The sequence below is a fragment of the Streptomyces chumphonensis genome (assembly GCF_014779715.1).
Classification (GTDB): Bacteria; Actinomycetota; Actinomycetes; order Streptomycetales; family Streptomycetaceae; genus Streptomyces; species Streptomyces chumphonensis.
Genome location: NZ_JACXYU010000001.1, coordinates 226,835 through 250,008 on the forward strand (window position 1 = coordinate 226,835; position 23,174 = coordinate 250,008).

Annotated in this window: 18 protein-coding genes; 6 read left to right on the plus strand and 12 right to left on the minus strand. The window is 73.0% G+C overall.

Going from position 1 to position 23,174, the window contains the following annotated elements:
* Positions 1-45 precede the first annotated feature (45 nt).
* Positions 46-822 (plus strand): class I SAM-dependent methyltransferase, encoded by a 777-nt coding sequence (locus tag IF129_RS00820; protein WP_191207426.1) that lies wholly within the window; start codon positions 46-48, stop codon positions 820-822.
* A gap of 164 nt (positions 823-986) precedes the next feature.
* The gene (locus tag IF129_RS00825; protein ID WP_191207427.1) at positions 987-2,156 is read left to right on the plus strand and encodes a CapA family protein; all 1,170 of its coding nucleotides are present in this window, start codon (positions 987-989) and stop codon (positions 2,154-2,156) included.
* Positions 2,157-2,352: 196 nt separating this feature from the next.
* Here the strand turns inward: IF129_RS00825 and IF129_RS00830 are convergent, their stop codons facing one another.
* The 6 genes from IF129_RS00830 to rpsA all read right to left on the minus strand — a co-directional run bounded on the left by IF129_RS00830 (position 2,353) and on the right by rpsA (position 7,941).
* The gene (locus tag IF129_RS00830) at positions 2,353-3,327 is read right to left on the minus strand and encodes a pirin family protein (RefSeq protein ID WP_191207428.1); all 975 of its coding nucleotides are present in this window, start codon (positions 3,325-3,327) and stop codon (positions 2,353-2,355) included.
* An 83-nt stretch (positions 3,328-3,410) separates the two neighbouring features.
* Positions 3,411-4,124, minus strand: coding sequence for an HNH endonuclease family protein (locus tag IF129_RS00835; RefSeq protein ID WP_318153472.1), 714 nt, complete (start codon positions 4,122-4,124; stop codon positions 3,411-3,413).
* A gap of 113 nt (positions 4,125-4,237) precedes the next feature.
* Entirely contained in the window at positions 4,238-4,600 is a 363-nt protein-coding gene (locus IF129_RS00840; RefSeq protein WP_191207429.1) for a tetratricopeptide repeat protein, read from the minus strand.
* A 61-nt stretch (positions 4,601-4,661) separates the two neighbouring features.
* On the minus strand, positions 4,662-5,255 hold the full coding sequence (coaE, locus tag IF129_RS00845; RefSeq protein WP_191207430.1) for a dephospho-CoA kinase: 594 nt from the start codon (positions 5,253-5,255) through the stop codon (positions 4,662-4,664).
* A gap of 22 nt (positions 5,256-5,277) precedes the next feature.
* On the minus strand, positions 5,278-6,234 hold the full coding sequence (locus tag IF129_RS00850; protein ID WP_191207431.1) for a PAC2 family protein: 957 nt from the start codon (positions 6,232-6,234) through the stop codon (positions 5,278-5,280).
* A 198-nt stretch (positions 6,235-6,432) separates the two neighbouring features.
* Complete coding sequence (gene rpsA, locus IF129_RS00855; protein WP_191207432.1) at positions 6,433-7,941, minus strand: 30S ribosomal protein S1; 1,509 nt, start codon at positions 7,939-7,941, stop codon at positions 6,433-6,435.
* 395 nt (positions 7,942-8,336) lie between these two features.
* On the opposite strand from rpsA, the gene IF129_RS00860 reads away from it, so the two are divergent.
* A complete protein-coding gene (locus tag IF129_RS00860; RefSeq protein WP_191207433.1) occupies positions 8,337-9,143 on the plus strand; it encodes a class I SAM-dependent methyltransferase in 807 nt (268 codons plus the stop codon).
* Positions 9,140-11,692, plus strand: a complete 2,553-nt coding sequence (gene hrpB / locus IF129_RS00865; RefSeq protein WP_191207434.1) for an ATP-dependent helicase HrpB — start codon at positions 9,140-9,142, stop codon at positions 11,690-11,692. The genes IF129_RS00860 and hrpB overlap by 4 nt, the downstream gene beginning before the upstream one ends.
* Before the next feature lie 39 nt (positions 11,693-11,731).
* On the opposite strand, the gene IF129_RS00870 is transcribed toward hrpB, so the two are convergent.
* Both IF129_RS00870 and polA read right to left on the minus strand, forming a co-directional pair.
* Complete coding sequence (locus tag IF129_RS00870) at positions 11,732-13,294, minus strand: lytic transglycosylase domain-containing protein (protein ID WP_191207435.1); 1,563 nt, start codon at positions 13,292-13,294, stop codon at positions 11,732-11,734.
* A gap of 132 nt (positions 13,295-13,426) precedes the next feature.
* Complete coding sequence (gene polA / locus IF129_RS00875; RefSeq protein WP_381481181.1) at positions 13,427-16,153, minus strand: DNA polymerase I; 2,727 nt, start codon at positions 16,151-16,153, stop codon at positions 13,427-13,429.
* Positions 16,154-16,301: 148 nt separating this feature from the next.
* On the opposite strand from polA, the gene IF129_RS00880 reads away from it, so the two are divergent.
* Together IF129_RS00880 and IF129_RS00885 are read left to right on the plus strand one after the other, a co-directional pair.
* Entirely contained in the window at positions 16,302-18,587 is a 2,286-nt protein-coding gene (locus tag IF129_RS00880) for an FdhF/YdeP family oxidoreductase (protein ID WP_191207436.1), read from the plus strand.
* Between the two features lie 59 nt (positions 18,588-18,646).
* On the plus strand, positions 18,647-19,099 hold the full coding sequence (locus tag IF129_RS00885) for a PaaI family thioesterase (protein ID WP_191207437.1): 453 nt from the start codon (positions 18,647-18,649) through the stop codon (positions 19,097-19,099).
* 68 nt (positions 19,100-19,167) lie between these two features.
* Here the strand turns inward: IF129_RS00885 and IF129_RS00890 are convergent, their stop codons facing one another.
* Genes IF129_RS00890 through IF129_RS00905 form a run of 4 tightly spaced genes read right to left on the minus strand, consistent with a single transcriptional unit; the run spans position 19,168 to position 23,172 of the window.
* On the minus strand, positions 19,168-19,935 hold the full coding sequence (locus tag IF129_RS00890) for an ABC transporter ATP-binding protein (protein ID WP_191207438.1): 768 nt from the start codon (positions 19,933-19,935) through the stop codon (positions 19,168-19,170).
* The gene (locus IF129_RS00895; protein WP_191207439.1) at positions 19,932-20,891 is read right to left on the minus strand and encodes an ABC transporter ATP-binding protein; all 960 of its coding nucleotides are present in this window, start codon (positions 20,889-20,891) and stop codon (positions 19,932-19,934) included. Before IF129_RS00895 ends, IF129_RS00890 begins: the two co-directional genes overlap by 4 nt.
* Positions 20,888-22,252 carry a branched-chain amino acid ABC transporter permease gene (locus tag IF129_RS00900; protein WP_191207440.1) on the minus strand — a complete coding sequence of 455 codons (1,365 nt, stop codon included), beginning with the start codon at positions 22,250-22,252 and terminating at the stop codon, positions 20,888-20,890. Before IF129_RS00900 ends, IF129_RS00895 begins: the two co-directional genes overlap by 4 nt.
* Positions 22,249-23,172 (minus strand): branched-chain amino acid ABC transporter permease, encoded by a 924-nt coding sequence (locus IF129_RS00905; RefSeq protein ID WP_191207441.1) that lies wholly within the window; start codon positions 23,170-23,172, stop codon positions 22,249-22,251. The genes IF129_RS00900 and IF129_RS00905 overlap by 4 nt, the downstream gene beginning before the upstream one ends.
* Positions 23,173-23,174: the final 2 nt, after the last annotated feature.

Genomic DNA, 23,174 nt, shown 5'->3' on the forward strand with positions numbered 1-23,174 from the left:
CCCTTTCACCGGTTCGCCCCCGCGCACCGGTGAAAGGCGCTTCCCGTGTCCCGACGGCTGCACACCGACCGTTCCTCCCTGGCCCACCGGCTCCGGTACGCCCTGCGGCATCCGACGCGGGTGCCTCCCTACCTGCGGCGGTTCGTCCGCGACCTGCGTCTGCGGCGGATGACGGGCGGCGACCACGTGGCCTACTACCGGGCGGTGATGAAGGACGACACCGCCCGCAACCCCGAGTCGGCGGTCGGCAGCGCCACGCACGAGCGGTGGCTCGCCCTGGGCGAGATGCAGTTCGACTACCTGGTGCGGCACGGCCTGAGCCCCGAGGACCGGATGCTGGAGATCGGTTGCGGGAACCTGCGGGCGGGTCGGCTGTTCATCGCCTACCTGGATCCCGCGCACTACCACGGCACGGACATCTCGCCGGAGATCCTCCTGTCGGCGCGGGAGACGCTCGTGCGGCACGGGCTGCAGGCCAAACTGCCGTACCTGACGCTGGTCGACGACCTGCGGCTGGCGCACCTGCCGGACGGGCACTTCACCGTCGTGCACGCGCACAGCGTCTTCTCGCACTCGCCCGTGCAGGTGATCGACGAGTGCCTGCGACACGTGGGCCGCGTCCTCGCGCCCGGCGGGTTCTTCGACTTCACCTACAACCGGACGCTCGGCGCCGAGCACCAGGTCCTGCGGGAGGACTTCTACTACCGCACCGAGACGCTCGTGCGGCTCGCGGAGTCGCACGGGCTGACGGCCCGCCCGATGGACGACTGGGAGGAGCTGCCCCACCGGCAGTCGAGGATCCGGGTCACGCACCGGGGGTGACGCCCGTCCGGCCGGTGGCCGAGAGCCCGGACCGGGCCTGAACGAGTGGTTCCGCGCCGCCATCCCGGCGACCCACCGGGGGTGGCGGCGTTCGGACACGCCACGCCGTGTCAATGAGTGTGATTGTCGTACTAATCATACTCATATGACTACGGAGCGGTACCTTGAGGCACCACACCCGACACCGTGCGGCCACCGTGCCCCTCGCCCTCGCCCTGCTGGTCCCCCTCGCAGGCTGCGGCGGCGGCAGCGCCGAGCCGTCCGCGCCGGCGAACGGCCGCACCCCGGCCTCCGCGACCGACGCGCGCAAGCCCTTCACCCTGGTCGCCACCGGCGACATCCTCAGCCACGACTCCGTCATCCGGCAGGCCGCCGCCGACGCCGACGCCGGGGGCGGCCACGACTTCCGCCGGATGCTCGCCGGCGCCGAACCCGTCGTGGCCGGCGCCGACCTGGCCATCTGCCACCTGGAGACGGTCCTGGGCGCGGACGACGGCCCGTTCAGCGGGTACCCCATGTTCCGCACGCCCCCGCAGGTCGCCCAGGCCATCGCGGAGACCGGCTACGACTCCTGCTCCACCGCGTCCAACCACACCCTCGACGCCGGCGCCGACGGCGTCACCCGGACCCTGGAGGCCCTGGACGCGGCCGGTGTCCGGCACGTCGGCTCCGCCCGCAGCGCGGCCGAACGCGACCGGCCCGCCCTCATGGCGGCCGGCGGCGCCCAGGTGGCCCAACTGGCCTACACCTACGGGACCAACGGCATCCCCGTCCCCGAGGACCGGCCCCACCTGGTCAACCTCACCGACCCCGAGCGCATCATCGCCGACGCCCGCGCCGCCCGAAAGGCCGGAGCCGACGTCGTCGTGGTGAGCATGCACTGGGGCACCGAGTACCAGGAGGCGCCCGACGACCGGCAGCTCGCCCTCGCCGAGGAGCTCACCGCCGCCCGCACGGACGGACGCCGCGCCATCGACCTCCTCCTGGGCACCCACGTCCACGTCCCCCAGCCCTACGAGAAGGTCAACGGCACCTGGGTGGTGTACGGCATGGGCGACCAGGTGGCGGGCGTCATGAACGACCCGCGCGGGCAGATGGGCTCGGCGGCCCGCTTCACCTTCGTCCCGCCGCGGCGGGAGGGCGGGGCCTGGCGGGTCCGCACGGCGGAGTTCGTCCCGCACGTCATGGACAACGACCCGCTGCGCGTGGTGAACCTCCCCCGCGCCCTCGGGGAGCGGCCCGACCACGCGCCCTACACCCGGGCCCTGGACGTCATCCGCGACGCGGCGCTGAGCCGGGGCGCCGAGGAGGACGGGCTGCGCATGGGCCGATGAGGCCCGGTGCCACGGGCCACGCGATGACCGACCGGACGGACGACGGCGAGCCGGAGTTCCGCGTCGCCGGGGAGCCGCGCCGCCGGTCCTGCGCCCGCGTGGACCGGCGCGGCGCACACGGCGGACGGCTGGAGGCCACCGTCGCCGCCGCCGAACCGCCCTGCGGCACGCGGACTGACACCGACTCCGCCGGACGTCAGCGGGTCTCGCCGGTACGGCCCCGGGCCTTGAGCCGGACGGTGGGGAGAGCCGGGGCGGGCAGCGGGGCGTCCGTGCAGTGCGCGACGGTACCGAAGCGGTCACCGGCCTCCCAGTCGTCCCGGGCGCGCACGATCTCCTCGTGGGTGCGCCCGACGAAGTTCCACCACATGACGAGCGGCTCCTCGAACGGCGTGCCGCCGAGCAGGAAGAGACGGGCCGGTGCGGCGGCCTCGACGGTCACGTCGCTTCGGCCCCGGCCGAGGTGGAGCAGGGCGCCGGGCGCCAGCTCCGTCCCGGCGATCGTGGCCGTGCCCGACAGGACGAGGACCCCGGTCTCGAAGGCGGGGTCCACCGGAAGCCGCAGGGTGCCGGGGCCGTCGAAGCTCACCTCGGCGCCGAGGAGGGGGCTGTGCACCCGGGCGGGCGACCGGGCCCCGGCCAGCTCGCCGACGACGACCGTCACCGTCGCCGCGCCGTCCCGCACGGTCGGCAGGTCCGCGTGGTGCTCGAAACGCGGCGGCTGGTGCCGCGCCTCGTCGGGCAGGGCGATCCACAGCTGGAGTCCGTGCATCACGGGCGGGTGGTCCGGCGGCGACTGCTCGGAGTGGGAGATCCCGTGCCCGGAGGTCATGAGGTTCAGTGCGCCCGGCACGATCGGCTGAAGGCTGCCGAGGCTGTCGGCGTGCACGATCTCGCCCGCCACCAGCCAGGTGACGGTCTGGAGCCCCGTGTGGGGGTGGGGTGCGATCTGCATGCCGGGGCGCTCGGCGACGTCGTCGGGGCCGAAGTGGTCCGCGAAGCACCACGCGCCGACCATCCGCCGCTCCCGGTGCGGCAGCAGCCGCCGCACCGTCGTGTACCGGCCCAGCGGTACGTCGTGGCCGGGGAGGAGCAGGCTGTCCGGCTCCTCGGCGGCCCCCAGCGTGCACCCGTACACGGCCGTTCCGGTCCGCGCTGCGTCCTCGCTCATGGCCCCGACCCTACGACGCCGCACCCGGCTTCGGACGGGTCGGCGCGAGGGCCGGAGCGATGGGGCCGCGGCGGGGGCGGGCGTCAGTCGGGGGCGGAGAACTCGGGGGGTGCGGTGGTCGGGGTGTCGCCCTGCGGCAGCTCGGTGTCGGGGCAGTCGCCGAGGATGCGGGCCAGCGCCTGCTTCTCCGCTTCGGTGACCCACAGTTCGTACTTCTGCTTGACGGCGACCTGGGCGGCCGCGTAGGTGCAGCGGTAGGGCTGGTGGGACGGGAGCCAGGTGGCGGCGTCGGCGTCGCCCTTCTGCCGGTTGGCGCCGGCGTCGACGGCCAGCAGGTTCAGGGGGTCGTTGGCGAGGGCGATGCGCTTCGCCGGTTCCCAGGTGCGCGCGCCCTTCTGCCAGGCGTCGGAGAGGGCCACGAGGTGGTCGATGTCGACCTCGCTGGGGCCGCCGCGTACGAAGTCGATGGTCGCGCCGGTGAACGGGTCCTCGGTGAGGGTGCCGGACTCGACGGTGCAGCCGTCCTCGTCCCGCGTGACGTCGTCGAGGTCGCGGGCGAGGATGTCGTCGCGGGTGCCGCAGTCGTTGCCGTCGACGTCGGGCCAGGGGCTGCCGAACATGCGGCGGTCGTAACCGTCGCGTCCGGCACGGCCCTTGACCGTGAGGTCGTCGAGGGCGGCCAGGGCGGGCCGCCCGTCGCCTGCGGGAGCCTGGCCGTCGGTGACGTCGTCGACGGTGCAGGAGGTGGCGGCGAGGAGAACGAGGACGCAGGTGGCACGAACGCGGCGCGATATCACGGGGGACGACCCTATCGGCCGACGGCCGTGCCGGGCAGGGCCCCTGCGCGCCCTTCCCGGCGCCGGACCCGGCCGGACGCCCCGTCACACGGCGACCGGCCGGGCGGGCGGCGTCAGATGCTCTCGAACCGGGCGGCCTCGACGTAGTCCGGACGCGGGTCCAGCGCGGCGGCGAGACGGAAGTGACGGCGGGCCTCGCCGGTGCGCCCCGCGCGCTCCAGCGTCCGCGCCAGCGCGAAGTGCGCGAAGGCGTTGTCCGGCTCCCGCTCGATGACGAGCTGGAACTCCAGCTCGGCGGAGCGCAGCTGGGCGGAGTGGAAGAACGCGCGGGCCCGCAGGAGCCGGGCCGCCGTGTTCTCCGGGTGCGCGGTGATCAGCGGATCGAGCAGCTTGACCGCACCCCGCGGGTCCTTCGCTTCGAGCAGCTTCTCCGCGGCACGGAAGTCGATCACGTTCGTCTGGGGCGTTCGGGACATCTGGGCGCCTCCTTCGGCCGGGACAACAGCCGGGTGACCGGAAGCATTCCCCCGCAGCGGGTCAGGCACGCTTCCGGAGCTGCTCCCACACCTCGCGCACCCGGGCCTGGAGTGCCTCCAGCGGGCCCTCGTTGTCGATGACGTGGTCGGCGACGGCCAGCCGCTCCGCCCGGGTGGCCTGGGCCGCCATCCGGGAACGGGCCTCGTCCCGCGGCATGCCGCGCAGCCGCACGAGGCGGTCCAGCTGCGTCTCCGGGGAGGCGTCGACCACCACGACGACGTCGTAGCGGGGGGCCAGGCCGTTCTCCGTGAGGAGCGGAACGTCGTGGACGACGACGGCGTGCTCGCCCGCCGCCTCCTGGAGCTCGGCGGAGCGGGCGGCCACCAGCGGGTGCACGATGGCGTTCAGCGCGGCGAGGCGCTCGGGGTCGTTGAAGACGACGCGGCCGAGGGCCGGCCGGTTCAGGGCGCCGTCCGGCAACAGCACCGAGTCACCGAACTCCGCGACGACGGCGGCGTGCCCCTCGGTCCCGGGCTCGACGACCTCGCGGGCGATGCGGTCGGCGTCGACGATCACCGCGCCGTGGGAGGCGAGGAGGCGTGAGACCTCGCTCTTGCCCGCCCCGATGCCTCCGGTCAGTCCCACAGTCAGCATGCCCGCAACCCTACGGGCCGTCTCACGCGTCGGGCTCGCCGGTGTCGCGTTCGCGGTCCGCGAGGAACCGCTCGAAGACGGCGCCCAGCTCCTCCGCCGAGGGCAGTTCGTTCGGCTCGGCGACCAGGCTGCCCCGGCTCGCCGCGCCGGCCACCGCGTCGTACTGCTGCTCCAGGCCCCGGACGACGGCGACGAGCTCGCCGTCCCCGTCGGCCAGCTGCCGCTCGATCTCCGTCTGCGTGGTGTGGGCGCGTCCGCGCAGGGTGTGGGCGATGGCCGGCAGGACCAGCCCGGTCGCGGCGGTGATCGTCTCGACGACGACGAGCGGGGCGTCCGGGTACGGGGAGCGGGCGACGTAGTGCGGGACGTGCGCGGCGACCCCCAGGACGTCGTGCCCGGCCTCGATCAGCCGCAGCTCCAGGAGGGAGGCCGCGCTGCCCGGCACCTGCGCCTCGTCGAACAGGCCGGGGCGGCCCGGGACGAGGTCGGCGCGGCTGCCGTGCGGGGTGAGGCCGACCGGGCGGGTGTGCGGCACCCCCATGGGGATGCCGTGGAACGTCACCGAGAGCCGGACGTTCAGCCGCTCGACGATCTCCTGCACCGCCGCGGTGAACGCCTCCCACTGGACGTCCGGTTCGGGACCGCTGAGCAGGAGGAACGGGCTGCCGGTGGCGTCCCGCAGCAGCTTCAGCTCCAGGGCCGGACGGTCGTAGGAGACCCAGCGGTCGCGCCGGAACGTCATGACGGGGCGCCGCGCCCGGTAGTCGACGAGGCGGTCCACGTCGAAGCGGGCCACCGTTGTGTGGGGGCGCCCCTCCAGCAGCAGGTCGGTGATCTGCTCGCCGGTCGCCCCGGCGTCGATGAAGCCCTCGAAGTGGTACAGCAGCACGAGACCGGCGCCGACACCCTGGTCGATGATCTCGTCCACCGACCGCAGGCCGCTCGGATCCCATTCGTACAGCTCACGCGGCTTCAACACGTTCTCCCTGCCCCTCCGTCGAGCGCTTCCGCCTGTGCCAACGCCCTTGCCCCGCGCGGAATTCCCTCGTCCGCCTCGTGGCGGTCGGGGCCGCCGGAGCGGGACGCCCCGACGCGGAAGGGCCCGCCCCCCGAGCGGGGAGCGGGCCCTTCCGTACCGTCGTGCACCGAACCGGCCGGGCCTCGGCCCGGCGCGGAATCAGCTCTGGCCGCCGGCCAGCTTCTCGCGGAGCGCGGCGAGGGCCTCGTCGGAGGCCAGCGCACCGGAGTCCTCGCCGGAGTCCGACGAGTAGGAACCGCCACCGCCGCCGCCACCCTGGCTGCTCGGGGCGGGACCGGCACCGGCGCCCTCGGCCTCGGCCTGGGCGTCCTGCTCGCGGGACTTGACGACCTGCGCCTGGTGCTGCTCGAAGCGCGCCTGGGCGACCGCGTACTGGTTCTCCCACTCCTCGCGCTGCTTCTCGTACCCCTCCAGCCAGTCGTTCGACTCGGGGTCGAAGCCCTCGGGGTAGATGTAGTTGCCCTGGTCGTCGTAGGACGCCGCCATGCCGTACAGCGTGGGGTCGAACTCGACGGCCATCGGGTCGGCGCCGAAGGACTCGTTGGCCTGCTTCAGCGAGAGGCTGATGCGGCGGCGCTCCAGGTCGATGTCGATGACCTTGACGAAGATCTCGTCGTTGACCTGGACGACCTGCTCCGGGATCTCGACGTGGCGCTCGGCCAGCTCGGAGATGTGGACCAGACCCTCGATGCCCTCGTCGACGCGGACGAACGCGCCGAACGGCACCAGCTTGGTGACCTTGCCGGGCACGACCTGGCCGATCTGGTGCGTGCGGGCGAACTGCTGCCACGGGTCTTCCTGGGTCGCCTTCAGCGACAGGGAGACGCGCTCGCGGTCCATGTCGACGTCCAGGACCTCGACCGTGACCTCCTGGCCGACCTCGACGACCTCGGAGGGGTGGTCGATGTGCTTCCAGGACAGCTCCGAGACGTGCACCAGACCGTCGACGCCGCCCAGGTCCACGAAGGCACCGAAGTTGACGATCGAGGAGACGACGCCGGAGCGCACCTGACCCTTCTGGAGGGTGGTGAGGAAGGTCTGACGGACCTCGCTCTGCGTCTGCTCCAGCCAGGCACGGCGGGACAGGACCACGTTGTTGCGGTTCTTGTCCAGCTCGATGATCTTGGCCTCGAGCTCCTTGCCGACGTACGGCTGGAGGTCGCGGACACGGCGCATCTCGACCAGGGAGGCGGGGAGGAAGCCCCGGAGGCCGATGTCGAGGATGAGACCACCCTTGACGACCTCGATGACGGTACCGGTGACGATCCCGTCCTCTTCCTTGATCTTCTCGATGGTGCCCCAGGCGCGCTCGTACTGGGCGCGCTTCTTGGACAGGATGAGGCGGCCTTCCTTGTCCTCCTTCTGGAGGACCAGGGCCTCGATCTCGTCACCGACGGCGACGACCTCGTTGGGGTCGACGTCGTGCTTGATCGACAGCTCACGGGAAGGGATGACGCCCTCGGTCTTGTAACCGATGTCGAGCAGGACCTCGTCCCGGTCGACCTTCACGATGACGCCGTCGACGATGTCGCCGTCGTTGAAGTACTTGATCGTCTCGTCGATCGCGGCGAGGAAGGCTTCCTCGGAACCGATGTCGTTGACCGCAACCTGCGGGGTGGTCACGGTGGTCTCGGTGCTGCTCGTCATGTGGTAAAGGGCTCCGGTACGGACACAGAAGTCGTAGGTACTGCTACGCCGTGAGCCCTTATCGCACCGCCGAAGCCGGACAGCCTGGGAGGTACTTCCCGAAACGCGAAAGCACCTCGACAACCGAGAGGACATACAACAGATGCGAGCGCGACCTGCTCCGTCCGAGGCGCGCAGGCCCGCAGCGCAACTTGTAGCATACGGCCGCAGCCGGGCAGGGTCAATGCACGTTTGCGACACGTGGGACGGATGGGGCGAAAGCCGCCCGCTCCGCCGCGTGTTCCGCGTCGGCAGACGTACACCGCAGTGTGCTCATCGCACGCCGCATGCACAAGATTTCCCACAGCCTATCGTTACGGTCGCCACACGAGTGCGACAGGGGTGCGAAGACGAGGATGAGTGCCGACGAGGGCGACGCCGTACGGCGCGGGGCCGACGAGGCCGAGAGCCGGCGGGCGAGCCGGCTGTGGTGGGACCGCAACGCGGACGACTACCAGAACGAACACGGCGCCTTCCTCGGGGACGACCGCTTCGTCTGGGGCCCCGAGGGGCTCACCGAGGACGAGGCGCGGCTCCTGGGCGACCCGGAGCGGCTGGCCGGAGCACGCGTGCTGGAGATCGGCGCGGGCGCGGCGCAGTGCTCGCGCTGGCTGGCCGCCCGCGGCGCCCGCCCGGTCGCCCTGGACGTCTCCCACCGCCAACTCCAGCACGCCCTGCGCCTGGGCACCGACGGCGTCACGCTGGTCGAGGCCGACGCCGGGGCGCTGCCCTTCGCGGACGCCTCCTTCGACCTGGCCTGCTCGGCCTACGGCGCCGTCCCCTTCGTCGCCGATCCCGTGCGCGTCCTCCGCGAGGTGCGGCGCGTCCTGCGACCGGGCGGACGGTGGGTGTTCTCCGTGACGCACCCCCTGCGCTGGGCCCTGCCCGACGAGCCCGGGCCCGAGGGACTGACCGTCTCCGCGTCCTACTTCGACCGCACCCCCTACGTCGAGCAGGACGAGGAGGGCCGCGCCCTCTACGTCGAGCACCACCGCACCCTGGGCGACCGGGTGCGGGACGTCGCCGCCGCCGGGCTGCGCCTCACCGACCTCGTCGAACCGGAGTGGCCGGCGTGGAACCGGCAGGAGTGGGGCGGTTGGTCCCCGCTGCGCGGGGCGCTGATCCCCGGCACGGCGATCTTCGTGTGCGAGCGGGACGCATGACGGCCGCCGCACGGGAGCGCGCGCTCGACCTGCCGGTGCGGGAGGCGCTGCCCCGGCTGCGCGACGCCCTGGACCGGGCGGGCACCGCCGTGCTCTGCGCCCCGCCGGGGTCGGGCAAGACGACGCTGGTGCCGCTGGAGCTGGCCGGTCTGGCACCGGGTGCCGGGGAGGACCGAACGCGCCGCCCCCGGCGCGTCCTGGTCGCCGAACCCCGGCGGATCGCCGCCCGGGCCGCCGCCCGCCGGATGGCGTGGCTGCTGGGGGAGGACGTGGGCGACCGCGTGGGCTTCACCGTGCGCGGCGAGCGCCGCGTCGGGCCGGGGACGTGCGTGGAGGTCGTCACCACCGGCGTGCTCCTCCAGCGGCTCCAGCGCGACCAGGAGCTGGCGGGCGTCGACGTCGTCATGCTCGACGAGTGCCACGAGCGGCACCTCGACGCCGACACCGCCGCCGCCTTCCTGCTCGACGTGCGGCACACCCTGCGTCCGGAGCTCCGGCTCCTGGCCGCCTCCGCGACCACCGACGCCGAGGGCTGGGCCCGGCTGCTGGACGCCCCCGTGGTGGAGGCGCCGGGCGTCGCCCACCCCGTCGAGACGGTGTGGGCGCCCCCGCCCACGCCCGTCGCGCCGCCGCACGGCCTGCGCGTGGACCGCGCGCTGCTCGCGCACGTCGCCGCCGTCGTCCGGCGCGCACTGGCGGAACGGGAGGGGGACCTCCTGTGCTTCCTGCCCGGCGTCGGCGAGATCGCCCGGGTGGCGGCGGCGCTGGAGGGCGCGGACGCCGACGTCCTCCAGGTGCACGGCCGCGCCCGCGCCGAGACCCAGGACGCCGTCCTCGCCGGGCCGGACCCGCACGGACGCCGCCGGATCGTGCTGGCCACCGCCGTGGCGGAGTCCAGCCTCACCGTGCCCGGGGTGCGGATCGTCGTCGACGCCGGGCTGGCCCGGGAGCCGCGCACCGACCACGCGCGCGGGCTCAGCGCCCTGACCACCGTGTGGGCCTCCCGGGCGGCGGCCCGGCAGCGTGCGGGGCGGGCCGGACGCGAGGCGCCGGGCACCGCCTACCGGTGCTGGGCGCAGGGGGAGGACGGCCGCAGGCCCCGCTTCCCGCAGCCCGAGATCGCCGTCGCCGACCTCGGCGCGTTCGCCCTCCAGGCGGCCTGCTGGGGCGCCCCCGGCGCCGAGGGCCTGGCCCTGCTCGACCCGCCGCCCGCCGGGGCCATGGCGGCGGCCGGTGCGGTCCTGACCGCCGTCGGCGCCGTGGACGGCGTCGGCCGCGCCACCGCGCGCGGCGAGGCCATGGCCCGGCTGGGCCTCCACCCCCGGCTGGCCCGGGCCCTGCTGGACGGCGCCCGCCTCGTCGGACCGAGAGCCGCCGCGGAGGTCGTCGCGCTGCTCAGCGAGGAGCCGCCGCGCGAGCTGGGGCAGGACCTGGGCGACGTCCTGCGGGCCGTCCGCCGCTCCCCCCGCGAGGCGTACGCCGCCCGGTGGCGGCGCGAGGTCGACCGGCTGCGCAGGGCGCTGCCGAAGGACGCCGCATCCCAAGACGGCGTGGACGGCGGCGTGGACGGCGGCCCGGACGCCCCCGGCGGCGTGGACGGGGCCGCGGGCCTCGTGGTCGCCCTCGCCCACCCGGAGCGGGTGGCGCGGCGGCAGGGCGGGACCGGCGCCTACCTGATGGCCTCCGGCACCCGGGCCGAGGTGACGAGCGGGCACGGCGGCGCACCCTGGCTCGCCGTCGCGGTGGCCGACCGCCCGGCGGGCGCCCCCGCGGCCCGGGCCCGGCTCGTCGCCGTCATCGACGAGGAGACCGCCCGGGTGGCCGCCGCCGCCCTGCTGCGGGAGGACGAGGAGGTGGCCTACGACGCCGGGCGCGGCGTCGTCACCGCGCAGCGCGTCACCCGGCTCGGCGCGATCGCCCTGGGCGGCGAGACCGTGCGGCACCCCGACCCGGAGCAGGTGCGCCGGGCGCTCCTGGAGGCGGTGCGCCGGGGCGGGACGGATCTCCTGCGCTGGCCGGAGCAGGCCCGGTCGCTGCGTCGGCGCATGGCCTTCCTCCACCGCACGCTGGGCGAGCCCTGGCCCGACGTCGGCGACGACGCCCTCCTCGCCCACGCCGCCACCTGGCTGACCGGCGACCGGCTGGACGCCGTCGACACCCTCGCCCTGCTGCGCGGCCTGCTCCCCTGGTCGAGCGGTGCGGCGGCCCGGCTGGAGGAGCTCGCCCCCGAACGCGTCGAGGTCCCCTCCGGCTCGCGGGTGCGCGTCGACTACACCGGCGACCAGCCGGTGCTCGCCGTCAAACTGCAGGAGCTCTTCGGCTGGACCCAGGCGCCCCGGCTCGCCGACGGGCGGGTGCCCCTGCTGGTGCACCTGCTCTCCCCCGCCGGGCGGCCCGCCGCCGTCACCGCGGACCTGGCGTCGTTCTGGGCCGAGGGCTACCGCGCCGTGCGGGCCGAACTGCGCGGGCGCTACCCGCGGCACCCGTGGCCGGACGATCCGACCACGGCGGTGCCCACCCGCCGGGCCGCCCCGCGCCGAGGGCGGTAGACGGGGCGGGCTCCGGCGTGACGCGTTCGCCGGTGCCGGCTACTCGACGCGGGCGGCGTCCTCGGGACGGGCGGCGGTGTCGTCACCGGACGAGCCGTCACCGCCTCCGGGCTCCCCGTCGTCCTGCGGCGTGCCGCTTTCGTCCCCGTCCGGCTCCTCGCCGTCGTCACACGGGTCGGCGGGGTCCTCGGCGTCCGGGTCCTCGGCGTCGGTGGCCTCGCCGTCCTCGCCCTCGGCGTCCTCAGCGTCCTCAGCGTTTTCGGAGGGGTCGGTGTCGTCGCTGTCCGCCGGGTTCTCCGACTCCTCCCCGTCGACGGCGTCCTCGTCGTCCGTCGGCTCCTCGGTACCGGGCTGCGGCTCCTCCGGCTCCTCGGGCTCCCCCGGGTCCACCGGGCACTCCCCCGGCTCCTCGCCGGGCTCCTCGGGGTCGGTGGGCTCCTCCGGCTCCTCGGGGTCGGTCGGCTCCTCCGGCTCCTCCGGGTCGGTCGGCTCCTCGTCCTTGCCGTCGTCCGGGGCGGGGCCGTCGCCGTCGGGGTCCTCGCCGGGCGGCGGCACGATGACGTTGTGGTCGTCGTCCACGGCGGGCGGCCTCGGCCGGGGGGTCTCGCCGCCCTCGCCCGGCTCGTCCCCGGCGGGGTCCTCGGGCTTCGCGGGCTTTTCGGGCTTTTCGGGCGGGTCGGTGTCCTTCTCGCCGGAGGGCCGGTCGGACGCGGGACGCCGCTGGGGCTCCTCGGCGACCGGGTCGGGCTTCGGCTTCTTCGGGTTGCCCGGCCCCGGCGAGTCGGGCAGTTGGCCGGTGCCGTCGGGGACCTCGTGGACGCCCTTGCGGTAGAACTCCAGCCACGACAGCACCGTGTTCAGGTACTCCCGCGAGGGGTTGTAGCTGAGGAGGGCGCGCTCCAGGTCGGCCGGGTCCGCCAGGTCCCGGCCGGCGGCGCACAGGTAGCGGCCCGCCGCGAGGGCGGCGTCGAAGATGTTGTCGGGGTCCTTGGCGCCGTCACCGTTGCCGTCGGCACCCCACGCCGCCCACGTGGAGGGGATGAACTGCATGGGGCCGACGGCCCGGTCGTGCACGGTGTCGCCGTCGTAGGCGCCGTTGTCGGTGTCCGAGATGTCGGCGAAGCCGTTGCCGTCCAGCTTGGGGCCGCGGATCGGGGAGAGCGTGGTGCCCTCTGCGTCGAGGGCACCACCGCGGGCCTGCCCGGACTCCACCTTGCCGATGGCGGCGAGCAGTTGCCACGACAGGTTGCAGCGGGGCTGCTCGCTCCGCAGCGTGCTCTCGGCCTGTCGGTAGGCGGCCAGGACCGTCGCGGGCACGCCCGCTTCGGCCGGGCCGGTCACCAGCGGGCCGTCGCCGTCCAGCTCACGGGAGCTGTCCGGCATGTCCGGCGTCTCCAGCGGGGGCAGCTCGGTGTGGTAGGGGGCATCGCCCCCGGTCGCCGGCGCGTCGTCCGCTCCGAGCGCCGGATCGTCCGCCGTGGGACTGGGCGGGGGCAGGGAGAGGCCGGGCGCCTGAGACGCGGTCAGGGCCACCATCGCGGCGGCCGCCACGGCCGTCGCGCTCACGCCCCTGCGGAGCCTGCCACCGGTACGACCCGTCATACGGCCGTTCCTCCCCTTGTCCCCGAATGGTCGCGACGCCCGTCATGTACCTGACTCCCGACAGGGCGGCGAAGGTGACGATACGACACGCGACGGCTTCCGGTCACGCCTTTCGCGGCACGACCCCGTCGGTCAGTGGGCCGCCGACTCCCAGTCCGGGCCCACCCCCACCGACACGTCCAGCGGGGCCCGCAGTTCCACCGCACCGGCCATTTCGGCGCGCACCAACTCCTCCACCGCGTGCCGCTCGCCCGCGGCGACCTCCAGCACGATCTCGTCGTGCACCTGGAGCAGCATGCGCGAGGTGAGATTCCGCTTCCGCAGCTCGGCGTCGACCCGCAGCATGGCGATCTTCACGATGTCGGCGGCCGTGCCCTGGATCGGCGCGTTCAACGCCATGCGCTCGGCCATCTCCCGGCGCTGCCGGTTGCTGGAGTTGAGATCCGGCAGGTAGCGGCGGCGGCCCAGCATCGTGCTGGTGTAGCCGACGGCGCGCGCCTCCTCCACGGCACGGTGCAGGTAGTCCCGCACGCCGCCGAACCGCTCGAAGAAGGTGTCCATGAGCCTGCGGGCCTCCTCCGGGCTGATGCCCAGCTGCTGGGACAGCCCGAACGCGGAGAGGCCGTAGGCCAGACCGTAGGACATCGCCTTGATCTTGCGGCGCATCTCGGGGTCGACCTGGTCCTTGTCGACGCCGAACACCTGCGAGGCGACCGTGGTGTGCAGGTCCTCACCGGAGGTGAACGCCTCGATGAGCCCGGCGTCCTCCGACAGGTGCGCCATGACCCGCAGCTCGATCTGGCTGTAGTCCGCCGTCATCAGCGACTCGAAGCCCTCGCCGACGACGAACGCGCGGCGGATCGCCCGGCCCTCGTCGGTGCGTACCGGGACGTTCTGCAGGTTCGGGTCGGTCGAGGACAGCCGGCCGGTGGAGGCGACCGTCTGGCTGAACGTGGTGTGGATCCGGCCGTCCGCCGCGATCGTCTTGATCAGCCCCTCGACGGTGGCGCGCAGCTTGGACTGCTCCCGGAACCGCAGCATCAGTACCGGCAGTTCGTGGTCCGTCTGCGTCGCCAGCCACGCCAGCGCGTCGGCATCGGTGGTGTAGCCCGTCTTGGTCTTCTTCGTCTTCGGCAGCCCGAGCTCACCGAACAGCACCTCCTGGAGCTGCTTGGGCGAGCCGAGGTTGAACTCGTGCCCGACGGCCGCGTGCGCCTCCCGCACCGCCTGCTGGGCCGCGTCGGCGAACTGCTGCTCCAGACCACCCAGCCACGCGCGGTCCGCCGCGATACCGGCCCGCTCCATGCGCGACAGGACCTCGGAGACGGGCAGCTCCATGTCGGCCAGCAGCTCCGCCGCACCCACCTCGGCCAGCCGCCCGGTGAACGCCTCCCCCAGGTCCAGCACCGTACGGGCCTGCCCCATCAGGGCGTCGGCCTGCGCCTGCTCGTCCGCCCCCAGCGCCAGCTGGCCCGAACCGCTCTCGGCGGGCTGCGGCAGCTCACGGCCGAGGAACTCCACGCTCAACGCGTCCAGCGCGAAGCTGCGCCGGCCCGGCTGCACGAGATAGGCGGCCAGCGCGGTGTCCGAGACGATCCCCTCGATCCGCCAGCCGTGCTCGGCGAACACCCGCTGCGTCGCCCGCGCGTTGTGCACCGTCTTCGGCCGTTCCCCGTCGGCCAGCCAGGCCGCGAACGCCTGCTCGTCGGGGGCGTCCAGCTCCGCCGGGTCGAACCAGGCCGCGGGGCCCTCACCGGTGGCCAGCGCGATCTCGTTCACCCGCCCCGCGCCCAGGTGCCAGTCGTCCACCGACGCCAGGCCCAGCGGACGTCCGCCCGCCGCCGCGTGCTCGGCCAGCCACGGCCCCAGCTCGCCCGCCTCCAGCACCCGGCCCGCCACCTCGACCCCGGCCGCCGGGGGCTCCGCGTCCGCCTCGGCGGCGGCCGGGTCGGCGGCGAACAGCCGCTCGCGGAAGTTCGGGTTGCGGATCTCCAGCACGTCCAGCAGCGACGTCAGCGTCTCGCGGTCGTAGGCGACCCGCTCCAGCTCCGCCGGACCGCAGGGCAGCTCGACGTCCCGCACCATCTCCGTCAGCCGCCGGTTGAGCTTGACCGACTCCAGGTGGTCCCGGAGGTTCTGCCCCGCCTTGGTCTTGATCTCGTCCACCCGCGCGACCAGCTCGTCGAACGAGCCGAACTGGCTGATCCACTTGGTGGCCGTCTTCTCCCCCACCCCCGGAATGCCGGGGAGGTTGTCCGACGGGTCACCGCGCAGTGCCGCGAAGTCCGGGTACTGGGCCGGCTCCAGCCCGTACTTCTCCCGCACCTTCTCCGGCGTGAACCGCGTCAGCTCCGAGACGCCCTTCGTCGGGTACAGGACCGTGACGCGGTCCGAGACGAGCTGGAAGCAGTCCCGGTCGCCGGTGACGATCGACACGTCGTACCCGGCGGCCTCGGCCTGCGTCGCCAGCGTGGCGATGACGTCGTCCGCCTCGAAGCCCTCCACCGCGAAGCGCTTGACGCGCATCGCGTCCAGCAGCTCCCCGATCAGCTCCACCTGCCCCTTGAAGCCGTCCGGCGTCTTGGAGCGGTTCGCCTTGTACTCGGTGAACTCCTGCGCCCGCCACGTCTTGCGCGAGACGTCGAACGCGACCGCGAAGTGCGTCGGCGCCTCGTCACGCAACGTGTTCGACAGCATCGACACGAAGCCGTACACCGCGTTCGTCGTCTGCCCCGTGGTCGTGGAGAAGTTCTCCTCCGGCAACGCGAAGAACGCCCGGTAGGCCAGCGAATGCCCGTCCATCAGCAGGAGCTTGCCCCCACCGCCCTGCTCCGCCCGCTCCGATGCCGTCTCCACCACGCCGTCCGCCACGCCGATCTGCTCGTCCTTTGCCACGGCACCGATCCTGCCACGGCCCACCGACACTCCCGCGACGCGGCGTCCCCGCGCCGCGGACGTCCCGGCCCGCGCCCGCCCGGCCCGCCGCCCGGCGTGGGAGGATCGCACCATGACGCGCGCCACTCCGTCCTCCTCCGGCGACCCCGTCCAGGACGCCCCCCAGGTCCGCCCGCCGCGCCGCTCCGCCGCCGGGCTGCCCGCCGTCGGCCACGCCCTGCGCATGGCCCACCGCGAGATGGGCGTCAAACGCACCGCGCTCACCCTCCTGCGCGTCAACCAGAAGGACGGCTTCGACTGCCCCGGCTGCGCCTGGCCCGAGGAGGCCGACCGGCACACGGCGGAGTTCTGCGAGAACGGCGCCAAGGCCGTCGCCGAGGAGGCCACCCGCGCCCGCGTCACCCCCGCCTTCTTCGCCCACCACTCCGTCGCCGACCTCGCCGAACGGTCCGGCTACTGGCTCGGCAAGCAGGGCCGCCTGACCCAGCCCGTCTACCTCGCCCAGGGCGCCGACCACTACTCACCCGTCAGCTGGACCCAGGCCCTGGGGATCATCGCCGACGAACTGCGCGCCCTGCCCTCCCCCGACGAGGCCGTCTTCTACACCTCGGGGCGCACCAGCAACGAGGCCGCGTTCCTCTACCAGCTCTTCGCCCGCGAGTTCGGCACGAACAACCTGCCCGACTGCAGCAACATGTGCCACGAGTCCTCCGGCACGGCCCTCACCGAGACCATCGGCGTCGGGAAGGGGAGCGTCCTCCTCGAAGACCTCCACCAGGCCGACCTGATCATCGTCGCCGGACAGAACCCCGGCACCAACCACCCGCGCATGCTCTCCGCCCTGGAGAAGGCCAAGCACAACGGCGCGAAGATCATCACCGTCAACCCGCTCCCCGAGGCGGGCCTGGAACGGTTCCGGAACCCGCAGACCCCCCTCGGTCTCGCCGGCCCCGGCACCCCGCTCACCGACCTCTTCCTCCAGGTCCGTCTCGGCGGCGACCAGGCCCTCTTCCGGCTGCTGAACAAACGGGTCATCGAGACCGAGGGCGCCGTCGACGAGGCGTTCGTCGCCGAGCACACCGACGGGTTCGCCGCGTTCGCCGACGCCGCCCGCACGGCCGACTGGGACGCCACCCTGGCCGCCACCGGCCTCGACCGCGACGCCGTCGAGGAGGCCCTGCGCCTGGTCCTCGCCTCGCGGCGCACCGTCGTGTGCTGGGCCATGGGCCTCACCCAGCACAAGCACGCCGTCGCCACCATCCGCGAGGTCGTCAACTTCCTCCTGCTGCGCGGCGACATCGGCCGACCCGGCGCCGGCCTGTGCCCCGTCCGCGGCCACAGCAACGTCCAGGGCGACCGCACCATGGGCATCGTCGAACGCCCGGCCCCCGAACTGCTGGACGCCCTGGGGCAGGAGTTCGGCTTCACCCCGCCCCGGGAACACGGCTACGACACCGTCGAGTCCATCCGCGCCCTGCGCGACGGCCGCGTCCAGGTCTTCTTCGCCCTCGGCGGCAACTTCGTCGCCGCCTCCCCCGACACCGCCGTCACCGAGGACGCCATGCGCCGCGCCCGGCTCACCGTCCACGTCTCCACCAAGCTCAACCGCTCCCACGTCGTCACCGGCGCCCGCGCCCTCATCCTCCCCACCCTCGGCCGCACCGAGCGGGACGTCCAGGCGAGCGGGGAGCAGTTCGTCACCGTCGAGGACTCCATGGGCATGGTGCACGCCTCCCGCGGCACCCTCGAACCGGCCTCGGAACACCTGCTGTCCGAACCCGCCATCATCAGCCGGCTCGCCCGCAGGGTCCTCGGGCCCACCAGCACCACGCCCTGGGAGACCTTCGAGCAGGACTACGGGCACGTACGGGACCGCATCGCCCGCGTCATCCCCGGCTTCGAGGACTTCAACACCCGCATCGCCCATCCCGGCGGCTTCACCCTCCCCCACGCCCCCCGCGACGAACGCCGCTTCCCCACCGCCACCGGCAAGGCCCGCTTCACCGCCGCCCCCGTCGAGCACCCCGAGATCCCCCCGGGCCGCCTCCTCCTGCAGACGCTCCGCTCGCACGACCAGTACAACACCACCATCTACGGCCTCGACGACCGCTACCGCGGCATCAAGGGAGGCCGCCGCGTCGTCCTCGTCCACCCCGACGACGCCGCGGCACTCGGCCTGGCCGACGGCGGCTACGCCGACCTGACCAGCGAATGGCACGACGGCACCGAGCGCACCGCCCCCGGCTTCCGCGTCGTGCACTACCCCACCGCCCGGGGCTGCGCCGCCGCCTACTACCCCGAGACCAACGTCCTCGTCCCCCTCGACGCCACCGCGGACGGCAGCAACACGCCCGCGAGCAAGTCCGTCGTGATCCGACTCACCCCCACCCGACCGTGAGCGAACGCTTAGCATCAGGACCGCCAAGCAGAGCCGCCAGCGATCGGAGCCGAACGACCATGGGCGAGAACACCGCCACCGTCTTCCCCCAGGAGATCCTCGACCAGTGGGCCGGGCTCGGCATCGACCTGCCGTCCCTCTTCTCCGCCGGACACCTCGGGGAGCGGATGGGGCTGAAGATCCTGCACGCCGCACCCGACCGCGTCGTCGGGACCCTGCCCGTCGAGGGCAACACCCAGCCCTACGGACTCCTCCACGGCGGCGCCTCCGCCGTCCTCGCCGAGACCCTCGCCTCGGTCGGTGCCATGCTCCACGGCGGCCCCGGCAAGGTGGCCGTCGGCGTCGACCTCAACTGCACCCACCACCGCGGTCTGCGCTCCGGCCTCGTCACCGGCACCGCCACCCCCGCCCACCTCGGCCGGACCACCGCCGCCTACGAGGTCGTCATCACCGACGAGCAGGACCGCCGCGTCTGCACCGCCCGCCTCACCTGCCTGCTGCGCGACGCCTGAGCACCACCACACGTCGAAGGGCCGGCCACCCCACGGGTGGACCGGCCCCTCGACCTCCGCCGCCGGGATCAGGCGGCGCCCTCACCCAGATACGCCTCCCGCACCCGCGGATCCGCCAGCAGCCGCGACGCCTCACCCGACATCGCCACCGCCCCCGTCTCCAGCACGTAGCCGCGGTCGGCCAACTGCAGGGCCTGGGAGGCGTTCTGCTCCACCAGCAGCACCGTCGTGCCCTGCTCGTTGATCTCCTTCAGGATGTCGAAGATCTGCGCCACGATGAGCGGCGCCAGACCCATCGACGGCTCGTCCAGCAGCAGCAGCTCGGGCTTGCCCATCAACGCCCGGCCGATCGCCAGCATCTGCTGCTCGCCGCCCGAGAGCGTGCCGCCCAGCTGCGTCCTGCGCTCGTGCAGGCGGGGGAACAGCGAGTACACCCGGTCCAGCGTGTCCCGGTCGGGGGACTTGAACCGGTACGCCCCCATCTCCAGGTTCTCCCGCACCGTCATCCGCGGGAACACCCGACGGCCCTCCGGCACGTGCCCGATACCGAACCGCACCAGGTCGTGCGACTTGATGCCGTCGACCCGCTCACCGTGCAGCAGCACCCGGCCCGAGCGCGGCGCCAGCATGCCCGACGCCGTGCGCAGCGTCGTCGACTTGCCCGCGCCGTTCGCGCCCAGCAGCGCCACGACCTCGCCCTCGTACACCGCGAGATCGATGCCCTTCAACGCCTCGATCGCGCCGTAGAACACCCGCAGGTCGCGCAGCTCCAGCACCGGAGTGCCCTCCGGCTGACCCGCGGCCTGCTCCTTCGTCACCTCAGCGGTGCCACTCATGCCTCGTCCTTCCCCGGACCGTCCTGCGCCGCGCGCTCGTCGGTCACCTCACCGTCACGGGCCTGCGGCACGCCGCCGCCGTCGGTGCCGTCCGCACCCTCGGCGGCCTCCTCGGGCTCGGCCGACGCACCCAGGTACGCCTCCACGACCGCCGGATCACGCTGCACCTGTGAGGGAGACCCCTCGGCGATCTTCTTGCCGAAGTTCAGCACCATCACCCGGTCCGCCACCGACATCACCAGCCGCATGTCGTGCTCGATCAGCAGCACGCTCACGCCCAGCTCCCGGTTGATCCCCCGGATCAGCTCCTCCAGCTCCAGCTTCTCCGTCGGGTTCGTCCCCGCCGCCGGCTCGTCCAGCAACAGCACCTGCGGATCCGTCGCCAACGCCCGGGCGATCTCCAGCCGCCGCTGGTCGCCGTAGCTCAACGACCCGGCGAGCTCGTTCAGCTTCGCCGCGAGTCCCACGAAGTCCAGCACCTCGTGCGCCCGCCGGTCACTCGCCCGCTCGGCCCGTCGCGCGTTCGGCAACCCCAGCATGATCGACACCGGGTCCGACTTCAGCCGCGTCTCCGCCGCGATCTTCACGTTCTCCAACGCCGTCAACGCGCCGAACAACCGGATGTTCTGGAACGTCCGCGCCAGGCCCAGGTGATTCACCAGATGCGGCTTGCGCCCCCGCAGCTCGTGTTCGCCCCCCGCACGCGGCCGGTAGGTGATCCGGCCCTCCTGCGGCACGTACGCGCCGGTCAGCGAGTTGAACAACGACGTCTTGCCCGCACCGTTCGGACCGATCACCGCGAGGATCTCCCCACGGCGCATGCTCAGCTCGACGCCGTCCAGACTCGTCACACCGCCGAAGCGCAGCGTCACCCCGCTCGCGTCCAGCACCAGGTCGCCGGCGTCCGGCTCCGGCCGGCCCCCGGGCCCCTTGCCCTTGATCAGCTCCGTCGTCATGACAGCCTGCCTCCCGCCGGCTCCGTCATCGCATCGGCGTCCGACTCACCGGACTCCGACAGCTTCAGCTCCCGCGCACGACGCCGCGACGGAATCACACCCTGCGGCCGGTAGATCATCATGATCACCAGCAGCACGCCCAGGTACATGTACCGGTCCTTGGGGTCCACGAAGTCCCGCAGCGCCTCCGGCAGCCACACCAGGAACGCGGCACCGAACAGCACACCGGCGATCGAACCCATACCACCGAAGATCACGTACGCCAGTACCAGCACCGACAGCAGGATGACGAAGTTCTCCGAGTTGATGTAGCCCACCTTCGACGCGTACGCGACACCCGCGACGCCCGAGGTCGACGCACCGATGGCGAACGCCATCAGCTTGAAGCGCACGGTGTTCACACCCGTCGACGCCGCCGCGACCTCGTCCTCACGGATCGCCGTCCACGCCCGGCCGACCTTCGAGTGCTCCAGCCGCCAGAAGAAGAACACCACGACCGCGATGAACACCAGCAGCAGGTAGTAGTACGGCATCGGGTCGATGACGCCCCACTCGTACGACCAGAACCCCAGGTCCAGCGAGAACCGCTCCACCTTGACGCCACCCGTGCCCCCGGTGACGTCGTCCAGGTTCTTCGCCGTCAGGTACACGATCTCGTGGAAGCCCAGCGTCACGATGGCCAGGTAGTCACCGCGCAACCGCAGCGTCGGCGCGCCCAGCAGCACACCCGCCAGCAGGCACGTGACGATCGCCACCGGGATGACCGCGAAGTTGTTCAACTCCATCGGCGGCTGCACGGGCAGCGCGCCCGTCCAGTACGCCGCGCTGTAGGCACCGATCGCGAAGAACGCGATGAAGCCGAGGTCCAGCATCCCGGCCCAGCCGATGACCACGTTCAGGCCGATCGCCACCAGGACGTAGATCGCGATCTGGTCCACCAGCACCGTCTGCCAGTACCGCTCCAGACCCGACGGCAGGAAGACCGCCGCCGCCACCAGAGCGCCCAACGCACCCCAGCGCAGCCACTTCTCCTCGCGCCAGGCACGCCGCAGCTTCCCGCGCGGCTCCTCGACCACCGACCGGTAGCCGTCCGAGACGGCCTTCACCTGCGGCGAGAGGAACTCCCTGACCGCCCACACCCCGACCGTCAACGCCAGCCACACCAGCAGCAGCGGCGAGGTGAGGTTCTCCTCCAGGGCGTAGAACAGGTCCCGCTGCGTGCCCTGCACGCCCGTCACCATCACCGCGAGGACCGCGAGCGCGATCATCGCGCCCAGCCGCTTCCAGCGCGGCCGCTGGTACCAGCGCACCGTCCTCAGCCGCTCCGCGGCCCGGCCGCGGACCAAAGCCTCCGCACTCATGCGGTCCTCCCCAGACGCTCGCCCAGCAGACCCGTCGGCCGGAACATCAACACCACGACCAGCACGGCGAAGCCCGCCACGTAGCGCCACTCCTCACCCCAGAAGTACACGGTGAGGGTCTCCACGATGCCCAGCAGCATGCCGCCGAGCATGGCCCCGCGCACGTTGCCGATGCCGCCCAGCACCGCCGCCGCGAACGCCGTGATCCCCGGCAGGAAGCCCATCGTGTACACGACCTTGTTGTTCACTCCGAAGAGGAACCCCGCCGCACCACCGAGCAGACCACCGATCACGAACGTCCGCGAGACCACCTTGTCGATGTTCACGCCCATCAGCGACGCCACCTCGGGGTCCTGCGCCACCGCGCGGATACTCGACCCCAGCTTCGTCCGGTTCACCACGTAGTCCAGACCGATCATCATGCCCACCGCGGACACGACGATCAGGATCATCGTCACGCTCAGCTCCGCACCGAAGAACGAGAACACCCTCTTGTTCTCGTACATGTCCGGCATCGACAGCGAGTTGCGGCCGAACAGCTTCCCCGCCAGGTTGTAGAGGAAGAACGACGCGCCGATGGCCGTGATGAGGAACACCAGTCGTGGCGCTTTATGTCGCCGCAAAGGCCGGTAGGCGACCTTCTCCAACCCGTACGCGACCACACCACCGAACGCCGCACCCGCGAGCATTCCGACCACGACGTACAGGACCGACTGCGCACCCGACGGGTCAGGAGCCGGAGCCCACACCGTCAGCGCCATCAGACCGCCGAAACCACCGAACATGAACACTTCGCTGTGCGCGAAGTTCAGAAGCTGAAGCACGCCGTAGACGAGCGTGTAACCGATGGCGATGACGGCATAAAGACAGCCGAGCACCACCCCTAGGACCAAGAAGTCCCAGAAAGCGTTGAGGGACATCG

Bases quoted from the DNA above. Each gene is read 5' to 3' on its own strand.
- IF129_RS00840 (WP_191207429.1), bottom strand. From the start codon at position 4,600: ATGTCCCGAACGCCCCAGACGAACGTGATCGACTTCCGTGCCGCGGAG.
- IF129_RS00870 (WP_191207435.1), bottom strand. From the start codon at position 13,294: ATGACGGGTCGTACCGGTGGCAGGCTCCGCAGGGGCGTGAGCGCGACG.
- coaE (WP_191207430.1), bottom strand. From the start codon at position 5,255: ATGCTGACTGTGGGACTGACCGGAGGCATCGGGGCGGGCAAGAGCGAG.
- IF129_RS00880 (WP_191207436.1), top strand. From the start codon at position 16,302: ATGACGCGCGCCACTCCGTCCTCCTCCGGCGACCCCGTCCAGGACGCC.
- hrpB (WP_191207434.1), top strand. From the start codon at position 9,140: ATGACGGCCGCCGCACGGGAGCGCGCGCTCGACCTGCCGGTGCGGGAG.
- IF129_RS00895 (WP_191207439.1), bottom strand. From the start codon at position 20,891: ATGACGACGGAGCTGATCAAGGGCAAGGGGCCCGGGGGCCGGCCGGAG.
- IF129_RS00885 (WP_191207437.1), top strand. From the start codon at position 18,647: ATGGGCGAGAACACCGCCACCGTCTTCCCCCAGGAGATCCTCGACCAG.
- IF129_RS00900 (WP_191207440.1), bottom strand. From the start codon at position 22,252: ATGAGTGCGGAGGCTTTGGTCCGCGGCCGGGCCGCGGAGCGGCTGAGG.
- rpsA (WP_191207432.1), bottom strand. From the start codon at position 7,941: ATGACGAGCAGCACCGAGACCACCGTGACCACCCCGCAGGTTGCGGTC.
- IF129_RS00860 (WP_191207433.1), top strand. From the start codon at position 8,337: ATGAGTGCCGACGAGGGCGACGCCGTACGGCGCGGGGCCGACGAGGCC.
- IF129_RS00905 (WP_191207441.1), bottom strand. From the start codon at position 23,172: ATGTCCCTCAACGCTTTCTGGGACTTCTTGGTCCTAGGGGTGGTGCTC.
- IF129_RS00890 (WP_191207438.1), bottom strand. From the start codon at position 19,935: ATGAGTGGCACCGCTGAGGTGACGAAGGAGCAGGCCGCGGGTCAGCCG.
- IF129_RS00830 (WP_191207428.1), bottom strand. From the start codon at position 3,327: ATGAGCGAGGACGCAGCGCGGACCGGAACGGCCGTGTACGGGTGCACG.